17 protein-coding genes are annotated in these 17234 nt (G+C 59.6%); 8 read left to right on the top strand and 9 right to left on the bottom strand.

All coding sequences use genetic code 11. The features are described from left to right. Positions 1–249 precede the first annotated feature (249 nt). Complete coding sequence (locus tag JJD74_RS09160; protein WP_047303516.1) at positions 250–1128, top strand: DMT family transporter; 879 nt, start codon at positions 250–252, stop codon at positions 1126–1128. A 101-nt stretch (positions 1129–1229) separates the two neighbouring features. Here JJD74_RS09160 and JJD74_RS09155 read toward each other — a convergent pair whose 3' ends face one another. After that, entirely contained in the window at positions 1230–2567 is a 1338-nt protein-coding gene (locus tag JJD74_RS09155) for an MFS transporter (RefSeq protein ID WP_200613150.1), read from the bottom strand. A gap of 269 nt (positions 2568–2836) precedes the next feature. Here JJD74_RS09155 and quiC point away from each other — a divergent pair, with 269 nt between their 5' ends. Together quiC and JJD74_RS09145 are read left to right on the top strand one after the other, a co-directional pair. Then, on the top strand, positions 2837–4738 hold the full coding sequence (gene quiC / locus JJD74_RS09150; RefSeq protein WP_047303351.1) for a 3-dehydroshikimate dehydratase QuiC: 1902 nt from the start codon (positions 2837–2839) through the stop codon (positions 4736–4738). Between the two features lie 102 nt (positions 4739–4840). Next, positions 4841–5518: a TetR family transcriptional regulator gene (locus JJD74_RS09145; protein ID WP_047303349.1), complete on the top strand. Its 678-nt coding sequence runs from the start codon at positions 4841–4843 to the stop codon at positions 5516–5518. A 76-nt stretch (positions 5519–5594) separates the two neighbouring features. Here the strand turns inward: JJD74_RS09145 and JJD74_RS09140 are convergent, their stop codons facing one another. The 4 genes from JJD74_RS09140 to JJD74_RS09125 all read right to left on the bottom strand — a co-directional run bounded on the left by JJD74_RS09140 (position 5595) and on the right by JJD74_RS09125 (position 9537). Further along, the gene (locus JJD74_RS09140) at positions 5595–6449 is read right to left on the bottom strand and encodes a shikimate dehydrogenase (RefSeq protein ID WP_200613148.1); all 855 of its coding nucleotides are present in this window, start codon (positions 6447–6449) and stop codon (positions 5595–5597) included. After that, positions 6446–6895 (bottom strand): type II 3-dehydroquinate dehydratase, encoded by a 450-nt coding sequence (gene aroQ, locus JJD74_RS09135; RefSeq protein ID WP_042561186.1) that lies wholly within the window; start codon positions 6893–6895, stop codon positions 6446–6448. Before aroQ ends, JJD74_RS09140 begins: the two co-directional genes overlap by 4 nt. 270 nt (positions 6896–7165) lie before the next feature. After that, entirely contained in the window at positions 7166–8245 is a 1080-nt protein-coding gene (gene trmA, locus JJD74_RS09130; RefSeq protein ID WP_200613145.1) for a tRNA (uridine(54)-C5)-methyltransferase TrmA, read from the bottom strand. Then, positions 8242–9537 (bottom strand): NCS2 family permease, encoded by a 1296-nt coding sequence (locus JJD74_RS09125; protein WP_042561184.1) that lies wholly within the window; start codon positions 9535–9537, stop codon positions 8242–8244. The genes trmA and JJD74_RS09125 overlap by 4 nt, the downstream gene beginning before the upstream one ends. A 222-nt stretch (positions 9538–9759) precedes the next feature. On the opposite strand from JJD74_RS09125, the gene JJD74_RS09120 reads away from it, so the two are divergent. Beyond that, positions 9760–10209 carry a DUF4879 domain-containing protein gene (locus tag JJD74_RS09120; RefSeq protein ID WP_047303491.1) on the top strand — a complete coding sequence of 150 codons (450 nt, stop codon included), beginning with the start codon at positions 9760–9762 and terminating at the stop codon, positions 10207–10209. Positions 10210–10275: 66 nt separating this feature from the next. After that, positions 10276–10827: a DJ-1 family glyoxalase III gene (locus JJD74_RS09115; RefSeq protein ID WP_047303489.1), complete on the top strand. Its 552-nt coding sequence runs from the start codon at positions 10276–10278 to the stop codon at positions 10825–10827. Between the two features lie 5 nt (positions 10828–10832). Here JJD74_RS09115 and JJD74_RS09110 read toward each other — a convergent pair whose 3' ends face one another. From JJD74_RS09110 to JJD74_RS09100, 3 genes are all read right to left on the bottom strand, one after another. Beyond that, the gene (locus JJD74_RS09110) at positions 10833–11120 is read right to left on the bottom strand and encodes a HigA family addiction module antitoxin (protein ID WP_047303344.1); all 288 of its coding nucleotides are present in this window, start codon (positions 11118–11120) and stop codon (positions 10833–10835) included. 14 nt (positions 11121–11134) lie between these two features. Further along, positions 11135–11413 carry a type II toxin-antitoxin system RelE/ParE family toxin gene (locus tag JJD74_RS09105; RefSeq protein ID WP_115146588.1) on the bottom strand — a complete coding sequence of 93 codons (279 nt, stop codon included), beginning with the start codon at positions 11411–11413 and terminating at the stop codon, positions 11135–11137. A gap of 100 nt (positions 11414–11513) precedes the next feature. After that, positions 11514–12752, bottom strand: coding sequence for an MFS transporter (locus JJD74_RS09100; protein WP_200613142.1), 1239 nt, complete (start codon positions 12750–12752; stop codon positions 11514–11516). A gap of 407 nt (positions 12753–13159) precedes the next feature. Here JJD74_RS09100 and JJD74_RS09095 point away from each other — a divergent pair, with 407 nt between their 5' ends. The 3 genes from JJD74_RS09095 (at position 13160) to JJD74_RS09085 (ending at position 15865) form a co-directional block, all read left to right on the top strand. Continuing rightward, complete coding sequence (locus JJD74_RS09095) at positions 13160–14605, top strand: cytochrome ubiquinol oxidase subunit I (protein ID WP_042561181.1); 1446 nt, start codon at positions 13160–13162, stop codon at positions 14603–14605. A gap of 3 nt (positions 14606–14608) precedes the next feature. After that, the gene (gene cydB / locus JJD74_RS09090) at positions 14609–15616 is read left to right on the top strand and encodes a cytochrome d ubiquinol oxidase subunit II (RefSeq protein WP_042561180.1); all 1008 of its coding nucleotides are present in this window, start codon (positions 14609–14611) and stop codon (positions 15614–15616) included. 81 nt (positions 15617–15697) lie between these two features. Then, on the top strand, positions 15698–15865 hold the full coding sequence (locus tag JJD74_RS09085; protein ID WP_080896061.1) for a DUF2474 domain-containing protein: 168 nt from the start codon (positions 15698–15700) through the stop codon (positions 15863–15865). Positions 15866–15934: 69 nt separating this feature from the next. On the opposite strand, the gene JJD74_RS09080 is transcribed toward JJD74_RS09085, so the two are convergent. After that, positions 15935–17059 carry a methyltransferase gene (locus tag JJD74_RS09080; protein ID WP_200613138.1) on the bottom strand — a complete coding sequence of 375 codons (1125 nt, stop codon included), beginning with the start codon at positions 17057–17059 and terminating at the stop codon, positions 15935–15937. Positions 17060–17234: the final 175 nt, after the last annotated feature.

Below are 17234 nucleotides of genomic sequence, written 5' to 3'. Positions count from 1 at the left end.
GAGTATGGCGCCAGTCCGGTCGTCAGACACCCGGGTTGGCCCGGCGGTTCTATTGGCGCGTGAATCCGGGTTCACGTGCAGGATCAGGACTATAACTTCGCGTCATCAAAAGTTCTGCTGTCTTGCTCGTTATCATTGAAGCCGGTGTTGAACCATTTGGTGCGCTGTTCGCCCACTATTATGAATATTCTCTGTGAGAGTCTGACGCCTGGCTCTAGATTGTTTGGCAGTGTTTACAAAGGAGTGCCCATGACCGTCAGTACACCGTTGTCCGGCGTCAACCAACCCTTCAAAGGGATCATGCTGATTGTCGTGGCGACTTTCCTGTTCTCCAGTCATGACGCATTGTCGAAATACCTCTCCGGGTTTTATCCGATCGTGATGGTGGTGTGGGCGCGCTACGTGGTGCACACCCTGCTGATGGCGGGCATTTTTCTGCCGCAATCCGGGTTGCGCGTCCTGCGCACCAAGAAGCCTTTGTGGCAGTTGATCCGCGCACTTTGCCTGCTCGGCACCAGTCTGTTCTTCACCACGGCGCTGATGTACATCCCGCTGGCGGAAGCCACGGCGGTGAACTTCCTGGCGCCGGTGCTGGTGACCGCGTTGTCGGTGCCACTGCTCAAGGAGCGAGTGACCCGTGGTCAATGGATCGCGGTGATTTGCGGTTTTATCGGCGTGCTGATCATCGTCCATCCCGGTGGCGAACTGTTCACGCCGGCTGTTTTGCTGCCGCTGTGCTCGGCGCTGTTTTTCTGCTTCTACCAATTGCTCACTCGCAAGCTCGCCGAAGTCGACAGCCCGACCACCAGCAATTTTTTCGCCGGGTTGTGCAACACGTTGGTGATGAGTGCGCTGGTGCCGTTCTTCTGGCAGGTGCCAACGTTGACCCATGCCGGGCTGATGCTGGCGCTGGGCAGTTGCGGGATGACCGCGCACTTGTTTCTGACCCAGGCGTTCCGCCATGCCGCGCCGGCGTTGCTGGCGCCGTTCGGGTATTGCCAGATTGTGTTTGCGGGGCTGTTGGGCTGGCTGTTGTTCAATCACACGCCGAGCGGGTTGACGGTGATCGGTATTGCGGTGATCTGTTGCAGCGGCCTGGCGGCGGCGTGGCAGCAGAGCCGCAAGTAGCGACACAACCCCCTGTAGGCGCTGCGGCACGCTGCGATCTTTTGATCTTTAACAACAAGATCAACAGATCGCAGCGTGCCGCAGTTCCTACAGGGGGTGTATCACTCGGTGATGGCTGGAATCTTGCGCGGCGCCATGAAGTACATCCACGTCAGCGCGAGGAAGTACATCGCCGGAATCAGCGTAAACAGCACGGTGTAGTTGTTGTTGGTGACGGTGAGGATGTGGCCGACGATCTGGGTCATGAACATCCCGCCGATCGCTGCGCACATGCCGCCGAAACCGAACACCGTACTCATCATGTGCTTGGGCGTGTAGTCCATCACCAGGCTCCAGATGTTCGCGGTCCAGGCCTGGTGCGCGCCGATGGCCAGCGAAATCGCCGCCACCGCGACCCACAAGTTGGCGGACCCGGCGGCCATGACCACCCCGATGATGCAGCAGGCGAACAGCAACATCGACAGCAACCGCGCCTTGATCGCGTTCATCCCGCGACCGATCAGGAACGAGGACAGAATGCCGCCACCGACACTGCCGAAGTCGGCGGTGACGTAGATGATGATCAACGGGATACCCATTTGGGTCACGTTGATGCCCAGGTTGTATTGCTGATTGAGAAACGGCGGCAACCAGTACAGGTAGAACCAGAACACCGGCGCGGTCAGCGAGTAGGCGAGGGCGAAGGCCCAGGTGCCGCGCATGCGCAGAATTTTCGAGAACGGCACGCGAGCCTGTTCCGGTTCGACTTCCTGCTGGATGTAGTCGAGTTCGGACTGTTTCACGCTCGGGTGATCTTCCGGGTTGAAGTACTTCAAACCCCAGAACAACAGCCAGATCCCGCCCAGTGCCGCCATGCACAGAAACGCCGCCTGCCAGCCCCATACGTGAAGGACCAGCGGCAACAGCATCGGCGTGAACATGGCGCCGACATTGGTGCCGGCATTGAAGATGCCGGTGGCGACGGCACGTTCACCAGCGGGAAACCACAGGCGCGTGGTTTTCACGCAGGCCGGGTAATTCGCCGCTTCCGTCAGGCCAAGGATAAACCGGCAGACCATGAAGCCGACCGCCGAAGTGGCCAGGCCGTGAGCGCCGGTGGCCAGGCTCCAGAGCAGCACGGCGCAGAAGAACACGCGCTTGACGCCGACCCGGTCTATCAACCGCCCTTGCAGGACAAAACCGATGGCGTAGCCGACCTGAAACCAGAAGTTGATGTTGGCGTAATCCATCGCCGTCCAGCTCATTTCCTTGGCGAGGATCGGCTGCATGACGCCGAGGGCGGCGCGGTCGATGTAGTTCAGGGTGGTGGCGAAAAATACCAGCGCCAGCATGCCCCAACGGGTTTTGCCGACCGCCATGGCGCCGCGGATCTTGTCGCCGATGCCACCGGTGGCAGTGCTCATGGCCGGGGCCATGCGGGAAGTCTTTGAAGGAATCATGTGTTCCACCCGTTTTTGGATTTTTTATTTGGTGTTCTTTTGTTGTCGAACACTGCGACCGGTGGTTCATGTCCGGACTCAATGTGCAGTCGATGTTGGGCAGTGGACGAAAAATCGTCAATTCGTCAAACCGCCATTGTGTTCGATAATCGCCCGCAAAACTAACCGGGTAGTACACTTTAAATTGCTGCGCGAGGGGATGCAGCCAATAATTTCACCACGATAAAAATGATCACCCGTCACAAACGGCGCAGTCCGGGAGTAGAAACATGCAGCGTTCCATTGCCACGGTTTCCTTGAGCGGCACCCTGCCGGAAAAACTCGAAGCCATCGCCGCCGCCGGGTTCGACGGGGTGGAAATCTTTGAAAACGACCTCCTGTACTACGACGGCAGTCCGCGGGAAATTAAACAGATGTGCGCCGATCTCGGCATCGCCATCACCCTGTTCCAGCCGTTCCGTGATTTCGAAGGCTGCCGCCGCGATCGGCTGGCGCGCAATCTGGAGCGGGCGGAGCGCAAGTTCGATCTGATGCAGGAATTGGGTACCGATCTGGTGCTGGTGTGCAGTAACGCCTCGGCCGACAGCGTTGGCGATCAGCAAATTCTTATAGATGACCTGCGGCTTCTGGCAGAGCGCGCCGGGGCACGCGGGTTACGCATCGGTTATGAAGCGCTGGCGTGGGGTCGACACGTAAACACTTATCAACAGGTCTGGGACATCGTGCGTCAGGCCGACCACCCAAGCCTTGGCGTGTTGCTCGACAGCTTCCATACCTTGTCGCTGAAAGGCGATCCGTCTGCCATCGCCGACATTCCTGGCGACAAGATCTTTTTCGTACAAATGGCTGACGCACCGATCCTGGCAATGGATGTGCTGGAGTGGAGCCGACATTTCCGCTGTTTTCCGGGGCAGGGTGAATTCGATCTGCCGGGCTTCCTCGCGCCGATCATCCAGAGCGGTTACACCGGGCCGCTGTCGCTGGAAATCTTCAACGATGGTTTCCGTGCCGCGCCGCCACGGGCTAACGCGGCCGACGGTTTGCGTTCATTGCTGTACCTGGAGGAGAAGACTCGGCTGCGCCTGGAGCAGGACGCGACCCCCGTTGCCAATCGCGAAATTCTCTTCGAAACGCCCAAGGCCAGCGAGTACAACGGCGTCGAGTTTCTTGAGTTCGCCGTCGATGAAAGCCTCGGCGCCAAGCTATCGAACTGGCTGGAACGACTCGGTTTCGTCAAGGCTGGACAGCACCGCTCCAAGAGTGTGAGCCTGCTGCGCCAAGGTGATATCAACCTGATCCTCAATTCTGAACCGTACTCGTTTGCCCACAGCTTCTTCGAGGCCCACGGCCCATCGCTGTGCGCCACCGCTGTGCGAGTCAAGGACAGCGCCAGCGCGCTGGCCCGTGCCGTTGCTTATAAAGGTCAGCCCTATCGCGGGTTGGTCGGGCCGAACGAGTTGGAATTGGCGGCGGTACGCGCGCCGGACGGCAGCCTGATTTATCTGGTGGATGAACAGGCGGATGTCTACGGCACCGACTTCAATCTGCTGCCCGACGCACCGGGACGTGGCGGCCTCAAGCGCATCGATCACATGGCCATGGCATTGCCGGCGGACAGCCTCGACAGTTGGGTGCTGTTTTATAAAAGCCTGCTGGATTTCGAGGCGGACGATGAAGTGGTCTTGCCCGACCCGTATGGTCTGGTGAAGAGCCGTGCGCTGCGCAGTCGCGATAGCTCGATCCGTTTGCCGTTGAATATTTCCGAGAACCGCAACACGGCGATCTCCCACGCACTGTCGAGCTATCGCGGCTCCGGTGTGCATCACATCGCCTTCGATTGTGATGACATCTTCGCCGAAGTCAGTCGAGCCAAAGAGGCGGGGGTGCCGTTGCTGGATATTCCGCTCAACTATTACGACGATCTCGCCGCGCGTTTTGATTTCGACGACGAATTCCTCAGTGAGCTGGCGTATTACAACGTGCTGTATGACCGCGACGCGCAGGGTGGCGAGCTTTTTCACGTCTACACCGAGCCGTTCGAAGGGCGCTTCTTCTTCGAGATCATCCAGCGCAAAAATGGCTATGCCGGGTATGGCGCGGCGAACGTTGCGGTGCGTTTGGCCGCGATGGCCAAATCACGCAGTGGCGCGGTGCGCCAGGCGAAGTTGTAGGAAATTCGTAAACGCGGGATTAAACACGGGTCGCGCGGCTTCCTTCACTGTGCGGCTCGGCCCATAATCGCCAGCCTGTGCAGTGAAGGCCGTGAGCCCGCAATGACAATAAATTCAGAACTTTCCGCAGCTCCCGTCGAGTCCGTCGCAGAGCCGCGCAAAAGTCGCAAGAACAACCCGGAAAAGACCCGTGAGAACATCTTGCAGGAGGCGATCGTCGAGTTCGTCCAGCAGGGATTGTCCGGTGCCCGCGTCGACGCGATTGCCGAGCGCATCCACACCTCCAAACGCATGATCTATTACTACTTCGGCAGCAAGGAGCAGTTGTACGTCGAGGTGCTGGAGAAACTTTACGGCGATATCCGCAACACCGAAAACCGCCTGCACCTGACTGAGTTGCCGCCCGTGGTGGCGATTCGGCGACTGGTCGAGTTCACCTTCGATCATCACGACCGCAACGTCGATTTCGTGCGCATCGTGTGCATCGAAAACATCCACAACGCGGAGTTCGTGAAGCGATCCGACGCGATCAAGGCGATGAACAACACCATCCTCGATTCACTGGGCGAGATACTGCGTCGGGGTGCCGAGGAGGGTGTATTCCGCGCCGGGCTCAATGCGCTGGATGTGCATTTGTTGATCAGTTCGTTCTGCTTCTATCGCGTGTCGAACCGCCACACGTTCAGTGAGATTTTTCAGATTGATCTGCCGGACGAAAGCATCAAGCAGCGTCATCGCGAGATGATTTGCGATTCGGTGTTGCGCTATCTGCAAGCCTGACACTTCAAAAGATCGCAGCCTTCGGCAGCTTCTGGAAACCCTGCAGGAGCTGCCGCAGGCTGCGATCTTTTGATCTCTAAATGTCCATACTTTGAAAATGCGCCAGCATCCGCTGCGCATCCGGCACCACGCCGCTGAACAACTCAAACGCCTTCACCGCTTGAAATACCGCCATGTTGCCGCCATCCAGCGTCCGGCAACCCAGTGCGCGGGCGTTACGCAACAATTCGGTTTCCAGCGGGAAATAGACGATTTCCGCCACCCACAATTCCTTGCGCAACAGCTCCACAGGCACCGGCATGCCCGGCAGTTTGGCCATGCCCATTGGCGTGGTATTCACCAGGCCGTCGGCCAGATTCAAGGAGCTCGACAGCTCATGCCCCGCCGCTGCTCGGCCCCCGCCGAAGTGCTGGTTGAGGTTGTTCGCCAGGTGCTCGGCGCGTTCACTGTCTACGTCGAAAATACTCAAGTGCCGTACGCCTTCGCTCAACAGCGCGTGGGCCACTGCCGCGCCAGCCCCACCGGCACCCATCTGGACCACCCGCTCGCGCGCAGCGTCCTTCAAGCCACGGCGAAAACCTTCGGCAAACCCGAGGCAATCGGTGTTGTGGCCGACACGTTTACCATCCTTCAGCACCACGGTATTCACCGCGCCGATGCCGCGCGCTTCGTCAGACAGTTCGTCGAGTAGCGGGATGATCGCTTGCTTGCACGGGAAGGTAATGTTCAACCCGGTGTAGTTCATCCGTTCGGCGGCCAGTAACAAGTCGGGAAGGGCGCTGCTATCCATGTGCAGTTGGTCGAGGTCGATCAACCGGTACAGATAACGCAGGCCCTGTGCGTCGCCTTCGTGCTCATGCAGCGCTGGCGTGCGCGAGGCCTGAATGCCGGCACCGATCAGTCCGGCCAGTATTACGTTTTTGCGAATCATGCCGCGCATCCCTTCAGCCGCTGGCTGAAATGTTCCAGGGCCAGACGATAGCCGTGGCTGCCAAACCCGCACATTACTGCCGTGGCGATGGCTGAAACGAAGGAGTGATGCCGGAATGCCTCGCGTGCGTGGACATTGGACAGGTGCACTTCGATCACCGGCAGTTCGCTGGCCACCAATGCATCACGAATCGCCACGGAGGTGTGCGTCCAGGCCGCTGGATTGATCACGATCCCGGCGCAACGGCCACGGGCGGCGTGAATCCAGTCGAGCAGTTCGCCTTCGTGATTGGTCTGGCGAAACTCCACGGTCAGGCCGAACTCTTCACCGGCACGACCGCACAAGGCAGAGATGTCAGCGAGGGTTTCGTGGCCGTAAGTTGCTGGCTCACGGGTGCCGAGCAGATTCAGGTTCGGGCCGTTGAGCACCAGAACGATAGGGGGCATGAGAGGAAACTCCACTTATTGTTTTTGGCTTTGGCCGAGGGTTTCAGCCTGTGGAGATAAAATGTACTAGATGGTTACATGGGTCAATTGAACGCTTGGGTGCTTTGGGTTTTTTGTTCGGTGATCGCACAGATCAAAAGATCGCAGCCTTCGGCAGCTCCTATATTTGGAACGCGCTCCCCCTGTAAGAGCTGCCGCAGGCTGAGATCTTTTAAGGCACCCACAAAAAAGCCGTCATCACGACGGCTTTTCTGTATCCAGCATCTGCAATCAACGCCGGGTCAACAGCACACCCGATTCCATGTGATGCGTCCACGGGAACTGGTCGAACAACGCGCACTGGGTAATACGGTGCGTGTCGTGCAACTGGGCGATGTTGGCCGCCAGGGTTTCCGGGTTGCAGGAGATATAAAGGATGTTGTCGAAACGCCGGGTCAGTTCACAGGTGTCCGGGTCCATGCCGGCGCGCGGTGGATCGACGAATACGCTACCGAACTCGTAGCTTTTCAGGTCGATACCGTGCAGGCGACGGAACGGACGCACTTCGTTGAGCGCTTCGGTCAGCTCTTCGGCGGACAAGCGCACCAGTGTGACGTTATCCACAGCGTTTTCGCTGAGGTTGCTCAACGCCGCGTTGACCGACGTCTTGCTGATTTCGGTGGCCAGTACTTTACGTACGCGGGTTGCCAGCGGCAGGGTGAAATTGCCGTTGCCGCAATACAGTTCGAGCAGATCGTCAGTGCGATCGCCCAGCGCTTCGTATGCCCAGTTCAACATCTTCTGGTTCACCGTGCCGTTAGGCTGGGTGAACGCGCCTTCCGGCTGGCGGTAGCTGAAAGTGCGGCCGCCGACTTCAAGTTGCTCGACCACATAATCCTGGCCGAGGACTTCGCGTTTGCCCTTGGAGCGACCGATGATGCTGACGCCCAGGTCCGCCGACAACTGGGTCGCTGCCGCGTGCCAATGCTCGTCCAGCGGACGGTGGTAGCACAGGGTGATCATCGCGTCGCCGGCCAGCGTGGTCAGGAACTCCACCTGAAACAGCTTGTGACTCAAAGCCGAGCTCGCCTGCCACGCCGCCTTCAACTGCGGCATCAACTGGTTGATGCGCAGGCTGGCAATCGGGAACTCTTCGATGAGGATCGGCGTGCGCTTGTCATCCTGGGAGAACATCGCGTAATGCCGCTCACCGCCCTCGCGCCACAGGCGGAACTCAGCGCGCAGGCGGAAGTTCGCAAGCGGCGAGTCGAACACGGTCGGCTCGGGCGCATCGAACGGCGCCAGCAGATCACGCAGGCGCGTGACCTTGGCTTCCAGTTGTTCGGCGTAAGCTTTGGAATCGAAAGTCATGCGTTGAACCAACCCAACTTGATCACGAACAGAATCGACAGAATCACCAGCGCCGGGTTCAGCTCACGAGCGCGGCCCGACAGCAGTTTGATCGCGGTCCAGGAGATGAAGCCAAACGCGATGCCGTTGGCGATCGAGTAAGTGAATGGCATGGCCAGCGCAGTCACGACGACCGGCGCGGCGACGGTGATGTCATCCCAGTCTATTTCCGCCAGGCCAGAAGTCATCAACACGGCGACGAACAGCAGCGCCGGTGCGGTGGCGAAAGCCGGAACGCTGGACGCCAGTGGCGAGAAGAACAACGCCAGCAGGAACAGAATCGCCACGACGATGGCCGTCAGACCGGTACGGCCACCAGCACTTACGCCAGCAGCGGATTCGATGTAACTGGTGGTGGTCGAAGTGCCCAGCAGCGAACCGGCCATGGCCGCGGTGCTGTCGGCGATCAGTGCGCGACCCATTTTCGGCATGTGGCCGTCCTTGCCCATCAGGCCGGCGCGCTTGGCAACGCCGATCAGGGTGCCGGAGTTGTCGAACAAGTCGACGAACAGGAAGGCGAAGATCACGCTGACCAGACCGATGTCCAGTGCGCCTTTGATGTCCAGTTGCAGAAAGGTCGGCGCCAGCGAAGGCGGCATCGAGGTAATGCCGCCGAACGGGGTGAAGCCCATGGCGATCGAGGTGAGGGTCACCGCCAGGATGCCGATCAGCACGGCGCCGCGCACTTTCAGCGCTTCGAGGGCGACGATCAGGGCGAAGCCGAGGGTGGCGAGGATTGGTGCAGGTTGTTTCAGGTCACCCAGGCCCACCATGGTCGCCGGGTTGCTGACCACGATGCCGGCGTTGTGCAGGGCGATCAGCGCCAGGAACAGGCCGATACCGGCAGCAATTGCCGAACGCAGGGGCAGCGGGATGCTGTTGATGATCCATTCGCGAATGCGGAAGATCGACAACAGGAAGAACAGCACTGCGGAAATGAACACCGCACCCAGCGCCACTTGCCAGGTGTGGCCCATGTGCAGGACGACGGTGTAGGTGAAGAAGGCGTTCAGACCCATGCCCGGTGCGAGGGCGATCGGGTAGTTGGCGATCAGACCCATCACCGCCGAGCCGATGGCGGCTGCCAGACAGGTGGCGACGAACAGCGCGCCCTTGTCCATACCGGTCTCCCCGAGAATGCTCGGGTTGACGAATAGAATGTAGGCCATGGCCAGGAAAGTCGTGATGCCCGCCAGAATCTCGGTCCGCACGTTGGTGTTGTGTGCCTTGAGTTGAAACAGCCTTTCCAGCATGTCCGCTCCCCGTGGCGCGCGTGGCGCCGTGAATGTATCGACCTCAACAGCAAAGCACAGACCGTCGCAAGCGCCTGGGAAATTGTGGTGGGCCGGAAAAAGCCGCGCATCATACCAGCAGCGTGAGGAATATGGCGGATGTTGGTGTCGATCGTCGGCGAAGTTTTGCGCTGTGGTCAACTGCGCCATACTGCGCGCAGTTTTTTGGTGACGGGGGGAAGCATGAGCAAGTGTCGGTTTAAAGCTTTTGGATTGATCGCAGGCCTGATGGTCGGGACGTCGGCAGTGTGGGCCGCCTCGGCGCCGCCCTTGTCGCAGGTCAAAGTCATCAAGGTGCAATCTTCGGCGTGCGGTCTTGAAGACATTACCGATGGTCAGGCGCAAACCCAGTGCAATCACAGCGGCGCGAGCATCAAGGTCTACGTGCTGGAAGTCGGTTATGGCCAGAACCAACCGCAGGCTGCGCTGGACGGTTTCGAAGTGAACGGCACTCGGGCCCCGGTCTGTGCCTTTGATACCGGCAATCTGACCGAATGCACGCCCGGCAGCAAAACCGTCGGTTCTCTTTATACCTTCGATCTGGCGGGCAAGCAGGAAGGCACCTTCACCTTCAGCAACACCTCGATCAACGCTCCGCGCAACACAATGTCGACGCAGCTTTACATCAAGTAACGGCTGTTGCTGCGCGATCCGGGCGAAGCTGACTACGCTTTGAAGATCACCCAGCGGAAAGTGCCCATGACCTTTAGAGCCCTGATTACCCTCGCCGAGGGCATCGATGATTTGCACAGTGTGACCCTGATCGACGTGCTGCGCCGCGCCGGCATCGAAGTGATGGCGGCCAGCATCGAGGGCCGCCGCATGCTGACCTGCGCCCGTGGCACGCGCCTGACCGCTGACGGCATGTTGGTTGATGTGCTGGCGCAGACCTTCGACCTGATCGTCCTGCCCGGCGGTGCCGTCGGTTCACAACACCTGGCGGCGCATCAACCGCTGCAACAATTGCTCAAAGATCAGGCCAGTGCCGGGCGCCTGTTCGCCGCCATCGCCGAAGCCCCGGCTGTCGCCCTGCAAGCCTTCGGTGTCTTACGCCAGCGACGCATGACCTGCCTGCCGAGCGCCAGCCATCAATTGTCGGGTTGCACGTTTGTTGATCAACCCGTTGTCGTCGACGGCAACTGCATCACCGCCCAAGGCTCCGGCGCCGCGCTGGAGTTCGCACTGACGCTGGTCGAGCAATTGGGCGGCAAGGCGTTACGGGTGAAAGTGGCGGGGGAGTTGGTGGTTTGAAGTGATCAGGCGTGGGCAGCGAGAGGTTCAATCGCTGGCTGCTCGCGATGTTCCGCCTGCCACAGATCGTAATCTGTTTGTACACCCAGCCACACGCGCGCCTTGCCAATGCCCGCTCGCTCCAGCCGTACCGCCAAGTCCGGACTAATGGGTGCATGGCCGTGCAATACGCGGGAGAGATGCGGGCGAGCGAAGCCAAGGTGTCGTGCCAGTTCAGTAACGCTGATGCCAAGTTCGGGCAAGACGTCCATCAACAATGTTTCACCGGGATGTGGCGGGTTGTGCATGGGCATGAGCCTGCCTCCTGTCAGTGGTAGTCCAGATAATCGACCAATTCGATATCCGAGCCGATAAATCGAAAGATCACTCGCCAGTTGCCTGAAACACTTAGCGACCAGTAATCCCAGAGCTCGCCCTTGAGAGGATGCAAGCGCCAACCCGGAAGATCCAGATCTCCCGGAAGTGTCGCGCGATCCATGAACTGCAGCATGCGAGCCAAGCGTTTTGCGTGGTCGGCGCGAATTCCGCGAGTTGAACCTGTTTCATAGAAGCCCCGAAGGCCTTTGTGCTGAAAGGATTTGATCATGGCGGCGAGTGTAAGGCGATACATTACACTCTGTGCGGTATCCATGTACCGCACCTTCGCGATTAATTTGTGCTCGTCGTGCTGAGTTCTAAAGCGAACGTCAAACCTTCACCTCTTCCACCGGCACATGCATCCGGTCGCGGTTAGCCAGCGTCGGGAACAGTTTGATCCACGTCCCGGTCACCACCAGCGTGCCGATGCCGCCCATGACCACCGCCGGCACGGTGCCAAACCAGTGGGCGGTGATGCCGGATTCGAATTCGCCCAACTGGTTCGAGGCGCCGATGAACAGGCCGTTGACCGCGCTGACCCGGCCGCGCATTTCGTCCGGGGTTTCCAGTTGCACGAAGGAGGCGCGGATCACCATGCTGATCATGTCCGCCGCGCCCAGCACCACCAGTACGGCCAGCGAGAACCAGAACGAGGTCGACAGGCCGAAGGCAATGGTCGCGACGCCGAAGATGCCCACCGCGGTGAACATCACGCGGCCGACGTTACGCTCCACGGCAAAGCGCGCGAGGAACAGCGACATCCCCAGCGCGCCGACTGCCGGCGCCGAACGCAGCAGGCCCAGGCCCCACGGGCCGGTCAGCAAAATATCCTTGGCGAACACCGGCAGCAGCGCCGTGGCGCCACCAAGCAGCACCGCGAACAGATCCAGAGAAATCGCACCGAGAATGTCCGGGCGGCTACGGATGAAGCGAATCCCCGCCAGCAGTGAATCCAGCGTGGCTTTGCCTTTGTTCAACGGTGTCTGACGGGCCGGCAGGTTGAGCATCAATGTGCAGGCAATCACGTACAGGAGCACGGTCGGGCCATAGACCCAGACGCTGCCAAACGCGTAGAGCAGGCCGCCAAGCGCCGGGGCAACGATGGTTGCCGACTGTTGTGCCGATTGCGCCGCTGCGACGGCCCGGGGGAACAGCGCACTGGGCACGATACTCGGCAACAGCGCCTGAGTGGTCGGCATCTCGAACGAGCGCGCCGCGCCGAGCAGGAAGGCGAGGATGAAGATCAATTCGCGGGTGACGTGATCGGTGGCACTGCCAATGGCCAGTGCCAGCGCGATCAACGCCTGCAACGACTGACAGATGGCCGCGACCTTGCGTCGATCGTAGCGGTCGGCGACGTGCCCGGTGTGCAGCATGAACAGTACGCGCGGGGCGAATTCGACCAGGCCGACCAGACCCAGATCGAGGACGTTGCCGGTCAGTTGATAGAGGTTCCAGCCGATGGCCACGGTGAGCATCTGGAAACCGCTGGCGGTGAAAATCCGTGCGAACCAGAACGCCAGGAACGGACGATGGTGACGTAACAGCAGGGGCTCTTGGCTGGGCATCTGAAGGCAGGTCTGGCTCGAGGGGAACCGCGAGATTATCACCAGTCTGTAACAGGAAGTTGCTATGACAAAAAATTTAGTTAGCCAGACATCGATCTTGACCCGCTGCCTGACGGCGTGTGGCGAGGGAAGGTGTGGCAAAGGGTTGCTGCGGCAGTGAGGCAACTTGTCACGCGGCAAACGACCACGCAGTTCTTCGTCGGAAATGGGACTACTCTTTCAACGTTGCTTGATCCAGATCAAGACCCTCCCGGGCCATGCTCTGGTGGCCCGTTGGCCAGACTCCCTGCGTTGCGATGGTTGTAAAAAAAGAACGAATCGGAATTCGCCGCACTCCATATCCGTGGGGGCAGTAGGTGCAGGGGCCACAAGCCCCGACGCCGGTATTACCTGACAGAGGAAGACTTATGTTCGGTTTAGAGGCACTCGATCTCGCCCGAATTCAGTTCGCGTTCACCATCTCGTTCCACATCCTGTTCCCGGCCATCACCATCGGCCTGGCGAGTTACCTCGCGGTGCTCGAAGGCTTGTGGCTGAAAACCCATAACGACACCTACCGTGACCTTTACCACTTCTGGTCGAAGATCTTTGCGGTCAACTTCGGCATGGGCGTGGTTTCCGGGCTGGTCATGGCCTATCAGTTCGGCACCAACTGGAGCCGCTTTTCGGACTTCGCCGGTGCTGTCACGGGACCGCTGCTGACCTATGAAGTGCTCACGGCATTCTTCCTTGAAGCCGGTTTCCTGGGCGTGATGCTGTTCGGCTGGAACAAGGTCGGCCGTGGCTTGCACTTCTTCTCCACGGTGATGGTGGCGGTCGGTACGTTGATTTCGACCTTCTGGATTCTGGCCTCCAACAGCTGGATGCAGACCCCGCAAGGTTTCGAAATCATCAACGGTCAGGTGATCCCCACTGACTGGTTTGCAATCATCTTCAACCCGTCATTCCCTTACCGTCTGATGCACATGGCGACTGCGGCGTTTGTTGCGACGGCATTTTTCGTCGGCTCCTCAGCGGCCTGGCACTTGCTGCGCGGCAAGGACAATCCGGCGATCCGCACCATGCTGTCGATGGCGATGTGGATGGCGCTGATTGTGGCGCCGATCCAGGCTGTCATCGGTGATTTCCACGGTCTCAACACCCTCAAGCATCAACCGGCAAAAATCGCCGCGATTGAAGGCCACTGGGAAAACAAGGGTGACGAAGCAACACCCCTGATCCTGTTCGGCTGGCCGGACATGAAGGAAGAGAGAACCAAGTTTGCCGTAGAGATTCCGTATCTCGGCAGCCTGATCCTCACGCACTCGCTGGATAAGCAAGTACCGGCGCTCAAGGACTTCCCGCCCGAAGACCGGCCGAATTCGACCATCGTGTTCTGGTCGTTCCGGATCATGGTTGGCCTTGGATTCCTGATGATTTTCACCGGCCTGTGGAGTCTGTGGCTGCGCAAGCGCGACACGCTCTACACCTCGCGTCCGTTTCTTTATCTGGCGCTGTGGATGGGGCCGTCCGGTCTGATTGCGATCCTCGCAGGCTGGTTTACCACTGAAATCGGCCGCCAGCCGTGGGTGGTTTACGGGCTGATGCGCACGGCTGATGCGTCTTCCAATCACAGCTTCGCGCAGATGAGCATCACGCTGATCATGTTTGTGGTGGTGTATTTCGCGCTGTTCGGTGCCGGTCTCGGCTACATGATGCGCCTGGTGCGCAAGGGGCCGAAGATCAGCGAGGGCCAGGAAACACCGGATGGTGGGCCTGGCAAGAAACGCACACCGGCCCGTCCGTTGTCCGCAGCCGACGATTCGTCCGATGCCGACCACGGCGACGACGTCACCCTGACCAAGGAGATTTGACTCATGGGTATTGATCTTCCGCTGATCTGGGCCGTGATCATCATCTTCGGCATCATGATGTACGTGGTCATGGACGGCTTCGACCTGGGCATCGGGATCCTCTTTCCGTTCATCCCGGGCAAGGTCGACCGTGACGTGATGATGAACACCGTCGCCCCGGTCTGGGACGGTAACGAAACCTGGCTGGTGCTCGGCGGTGCGGCGCTGTTTGGCGCCTTCCCGCTGGCGTATTCGGTGGTGTTGTCGGCGTTGTACCTGCCGCTGATCTTCATGCTGATCGGCTTGATTTTCCGCGGCGTGGCGTTCGAGTTTCGCTTCAAGGCCAAGGACGACAAGCGTCACCTGTGGGACAAGGCATTCATCGGTGGCTCGGTGGCCGCGACGTTCTTTCAAGGCGTGGCGCTCGGGGCGTTCATCGATGGATTGCCGGTGGTCAATCGGCAGTTTGCCGGTGGTTCACTGGATTGGCTGACGCCGTTCACGATGTTCTGCGGCGCGGCACTGGTGGTGGCTTACGCATTGCTCGGCTGTACGTGGCTGATCATGAAGACCGAAGGCAAGCTGCAAGAGCAGATGCATAACCTCGCGCGGCCACTGGCCTTCGTGCTGTTGGCGGTGATCGGTATTGTCAGTATCTGGACGCCGCTAGCCCACCCGGACATCGCGACGCGCTGGTTCAGCATGCCGAACGTGTTCTGGTTCATGCCGGTGCCGATTCTGGTGCTGGTGACGATGTACGGCTTGATCCGCGCCGTGGCGCGTAACGCCAACTACATGCCGTTCCTGCTGACGCTGGTGCTGATTTTCCTCGGCTACAGCGGTCTGGGCATCAGCCTGTGGCCGAACATCGTGCCGCCGTCGATATCGATCTGGGACGCCGCCGCACCGCCGCAAAGTCAGGGCTTCATGCTGGTCGGCACGCTGTTCATCATCCCGTTCATCCTGGGTTACACCTTCTGGAGCTACTACGTGTTCCGCGGCAAGGTTACCCATGAAGACGGTTATCACTAGAACTGTAGGAGCGGGCTTGTTCCGGGCGGCGTTCCGACGATGGCGTCGGCGGCGTTATTGAGCTAACGGAGGATCGATGCAATGACTGGCAAACATTCCCTGCACGACATTAAAGAAGCCGAAAAAAAGCCGCTGTGGCAGCGGCTCGGCTGGTTGGCCATGATCTGGATTGGTAGCGTCGGCGCACTGTTTATCGTTGCGAGCCTGATGCGCATGTTCATGAACGCCGCAGGTCTGACCACCCACTGAAACATCCCGTCGCCTTCAAGGCACGGTTTTGAAACCCTCCGAACGGAGGGTTTTTTTATGCCTGGCGTTTTACTTGCGGGCTTTGAGAATCACGAATTTCGGTGTGTTCGCCACTTGTTCGACACCGCGGAACAGTCGCGCCAGTTTACTGTGATAGCCCAGATGGCGGTTGCCGACGATGTACAACGCACCGCCTACCACCAACGCTTCGCGCGCTTGCTGGAACATGCGCCAGGCGAGGAAATCACCGACCACTTGCTGCTGATGGAACGGCGGATTACACAGCACCACGTCCAGCGATTGCGCTTCCTGACCGGCCAGACCATCGCCGGCACGCACGATCATGTCGCGATCACCAAGTGCTGCGCGCCAGTTCTCGGCAGCAGACTGCACCGCCATAAACGACTCGTCGACCAGCGTGTAGTGCGCATCGGGGTTTTGCAGGGCGCTGGCAATTGCCAGCACACCGTTGCCGCAGCCAAGGTCGGCCACCCGTGCACTGCCAAGGTTCTTGGGCAGATGCGGGAGAAAGGCACGGGTGCCGATGTCCAGGCCTTCTCGGCAGAATACGTTGGCGTGGTTGATCAGTTCGATGGCCGGCGCGTCGAGACGATAACGCGAAGGGTAGGGCGACACCGCCGGTTCTTTCGCTTCAGGGGTGGCAATCAACAGCCGTGCTTTTTTCACCGCCAGTGACGCATGTACCGGGCCGATGTAGCGTTCCAGCAAATCGCCTGCAGCGCGTGGCAGATGTTTAATCATGGCGGCGGCGATCACTTCTGCGCCGGGCGCCAGTTGCCCTTGCAGGCGAATCAGTTGTTCTTCCAGCAAGGCCAGGGTTTTCGGTACGCGGATCAGTACTCGGTCGAACGGCCCGACCAAGGGCTCGCTCGCCGGGATCCCCTGGATCGCATCGAAGGCCTGGCCATTGCGCAGCAGATTCTTTTCCAGGCCCTGAAAACCCAGAAATGAATCGCCGCTGCTGCTGACTTCAACCTTGCCCAGCAAACTGGCGGCCAACGCGCCGAAGCTGTCGTTGAGCACCAGTACCCGTGTGCCGGCCACCGGTTGCTGCGCCGCCAGGTAATTGAGCAAATATTCATCGGCCGCGTCGAAAGCTTGCAGCGGTTCATTTTGCTGTTCGGGCTGGCGAATCAGGTCGAGTTGGGCGAAGGGCGTGTCAAGCAAGGGCATGGGGCGGGGACTCAGGGTGGTCAAGGTGTGTTCCGCGGCTGGGTTACTTGCGGCGGAACCCGACCCAGTGGACAGCGACTCTGACAAACAGCGTCATCACTCGGGAAGGGCCTGAATGGTACGTTTTTTTCCAGTGCAATACCCGTAAGTTTTTGAAGGACGCCAAGCGGCGATG

Source organism: Pseudomonas sp. MF6776, assembly GCF_016613125.1.
Lineage (GTDB): Bacteria > Pseudomonadota > Gammaproteobacteria > Pseudomonadales > Pseudomonadaceae > Aquipseudomonas > Aquipseudomonas iridis.
This window is presented reverse-complemented; position numbering and strand designations above follow the sequence as displayed.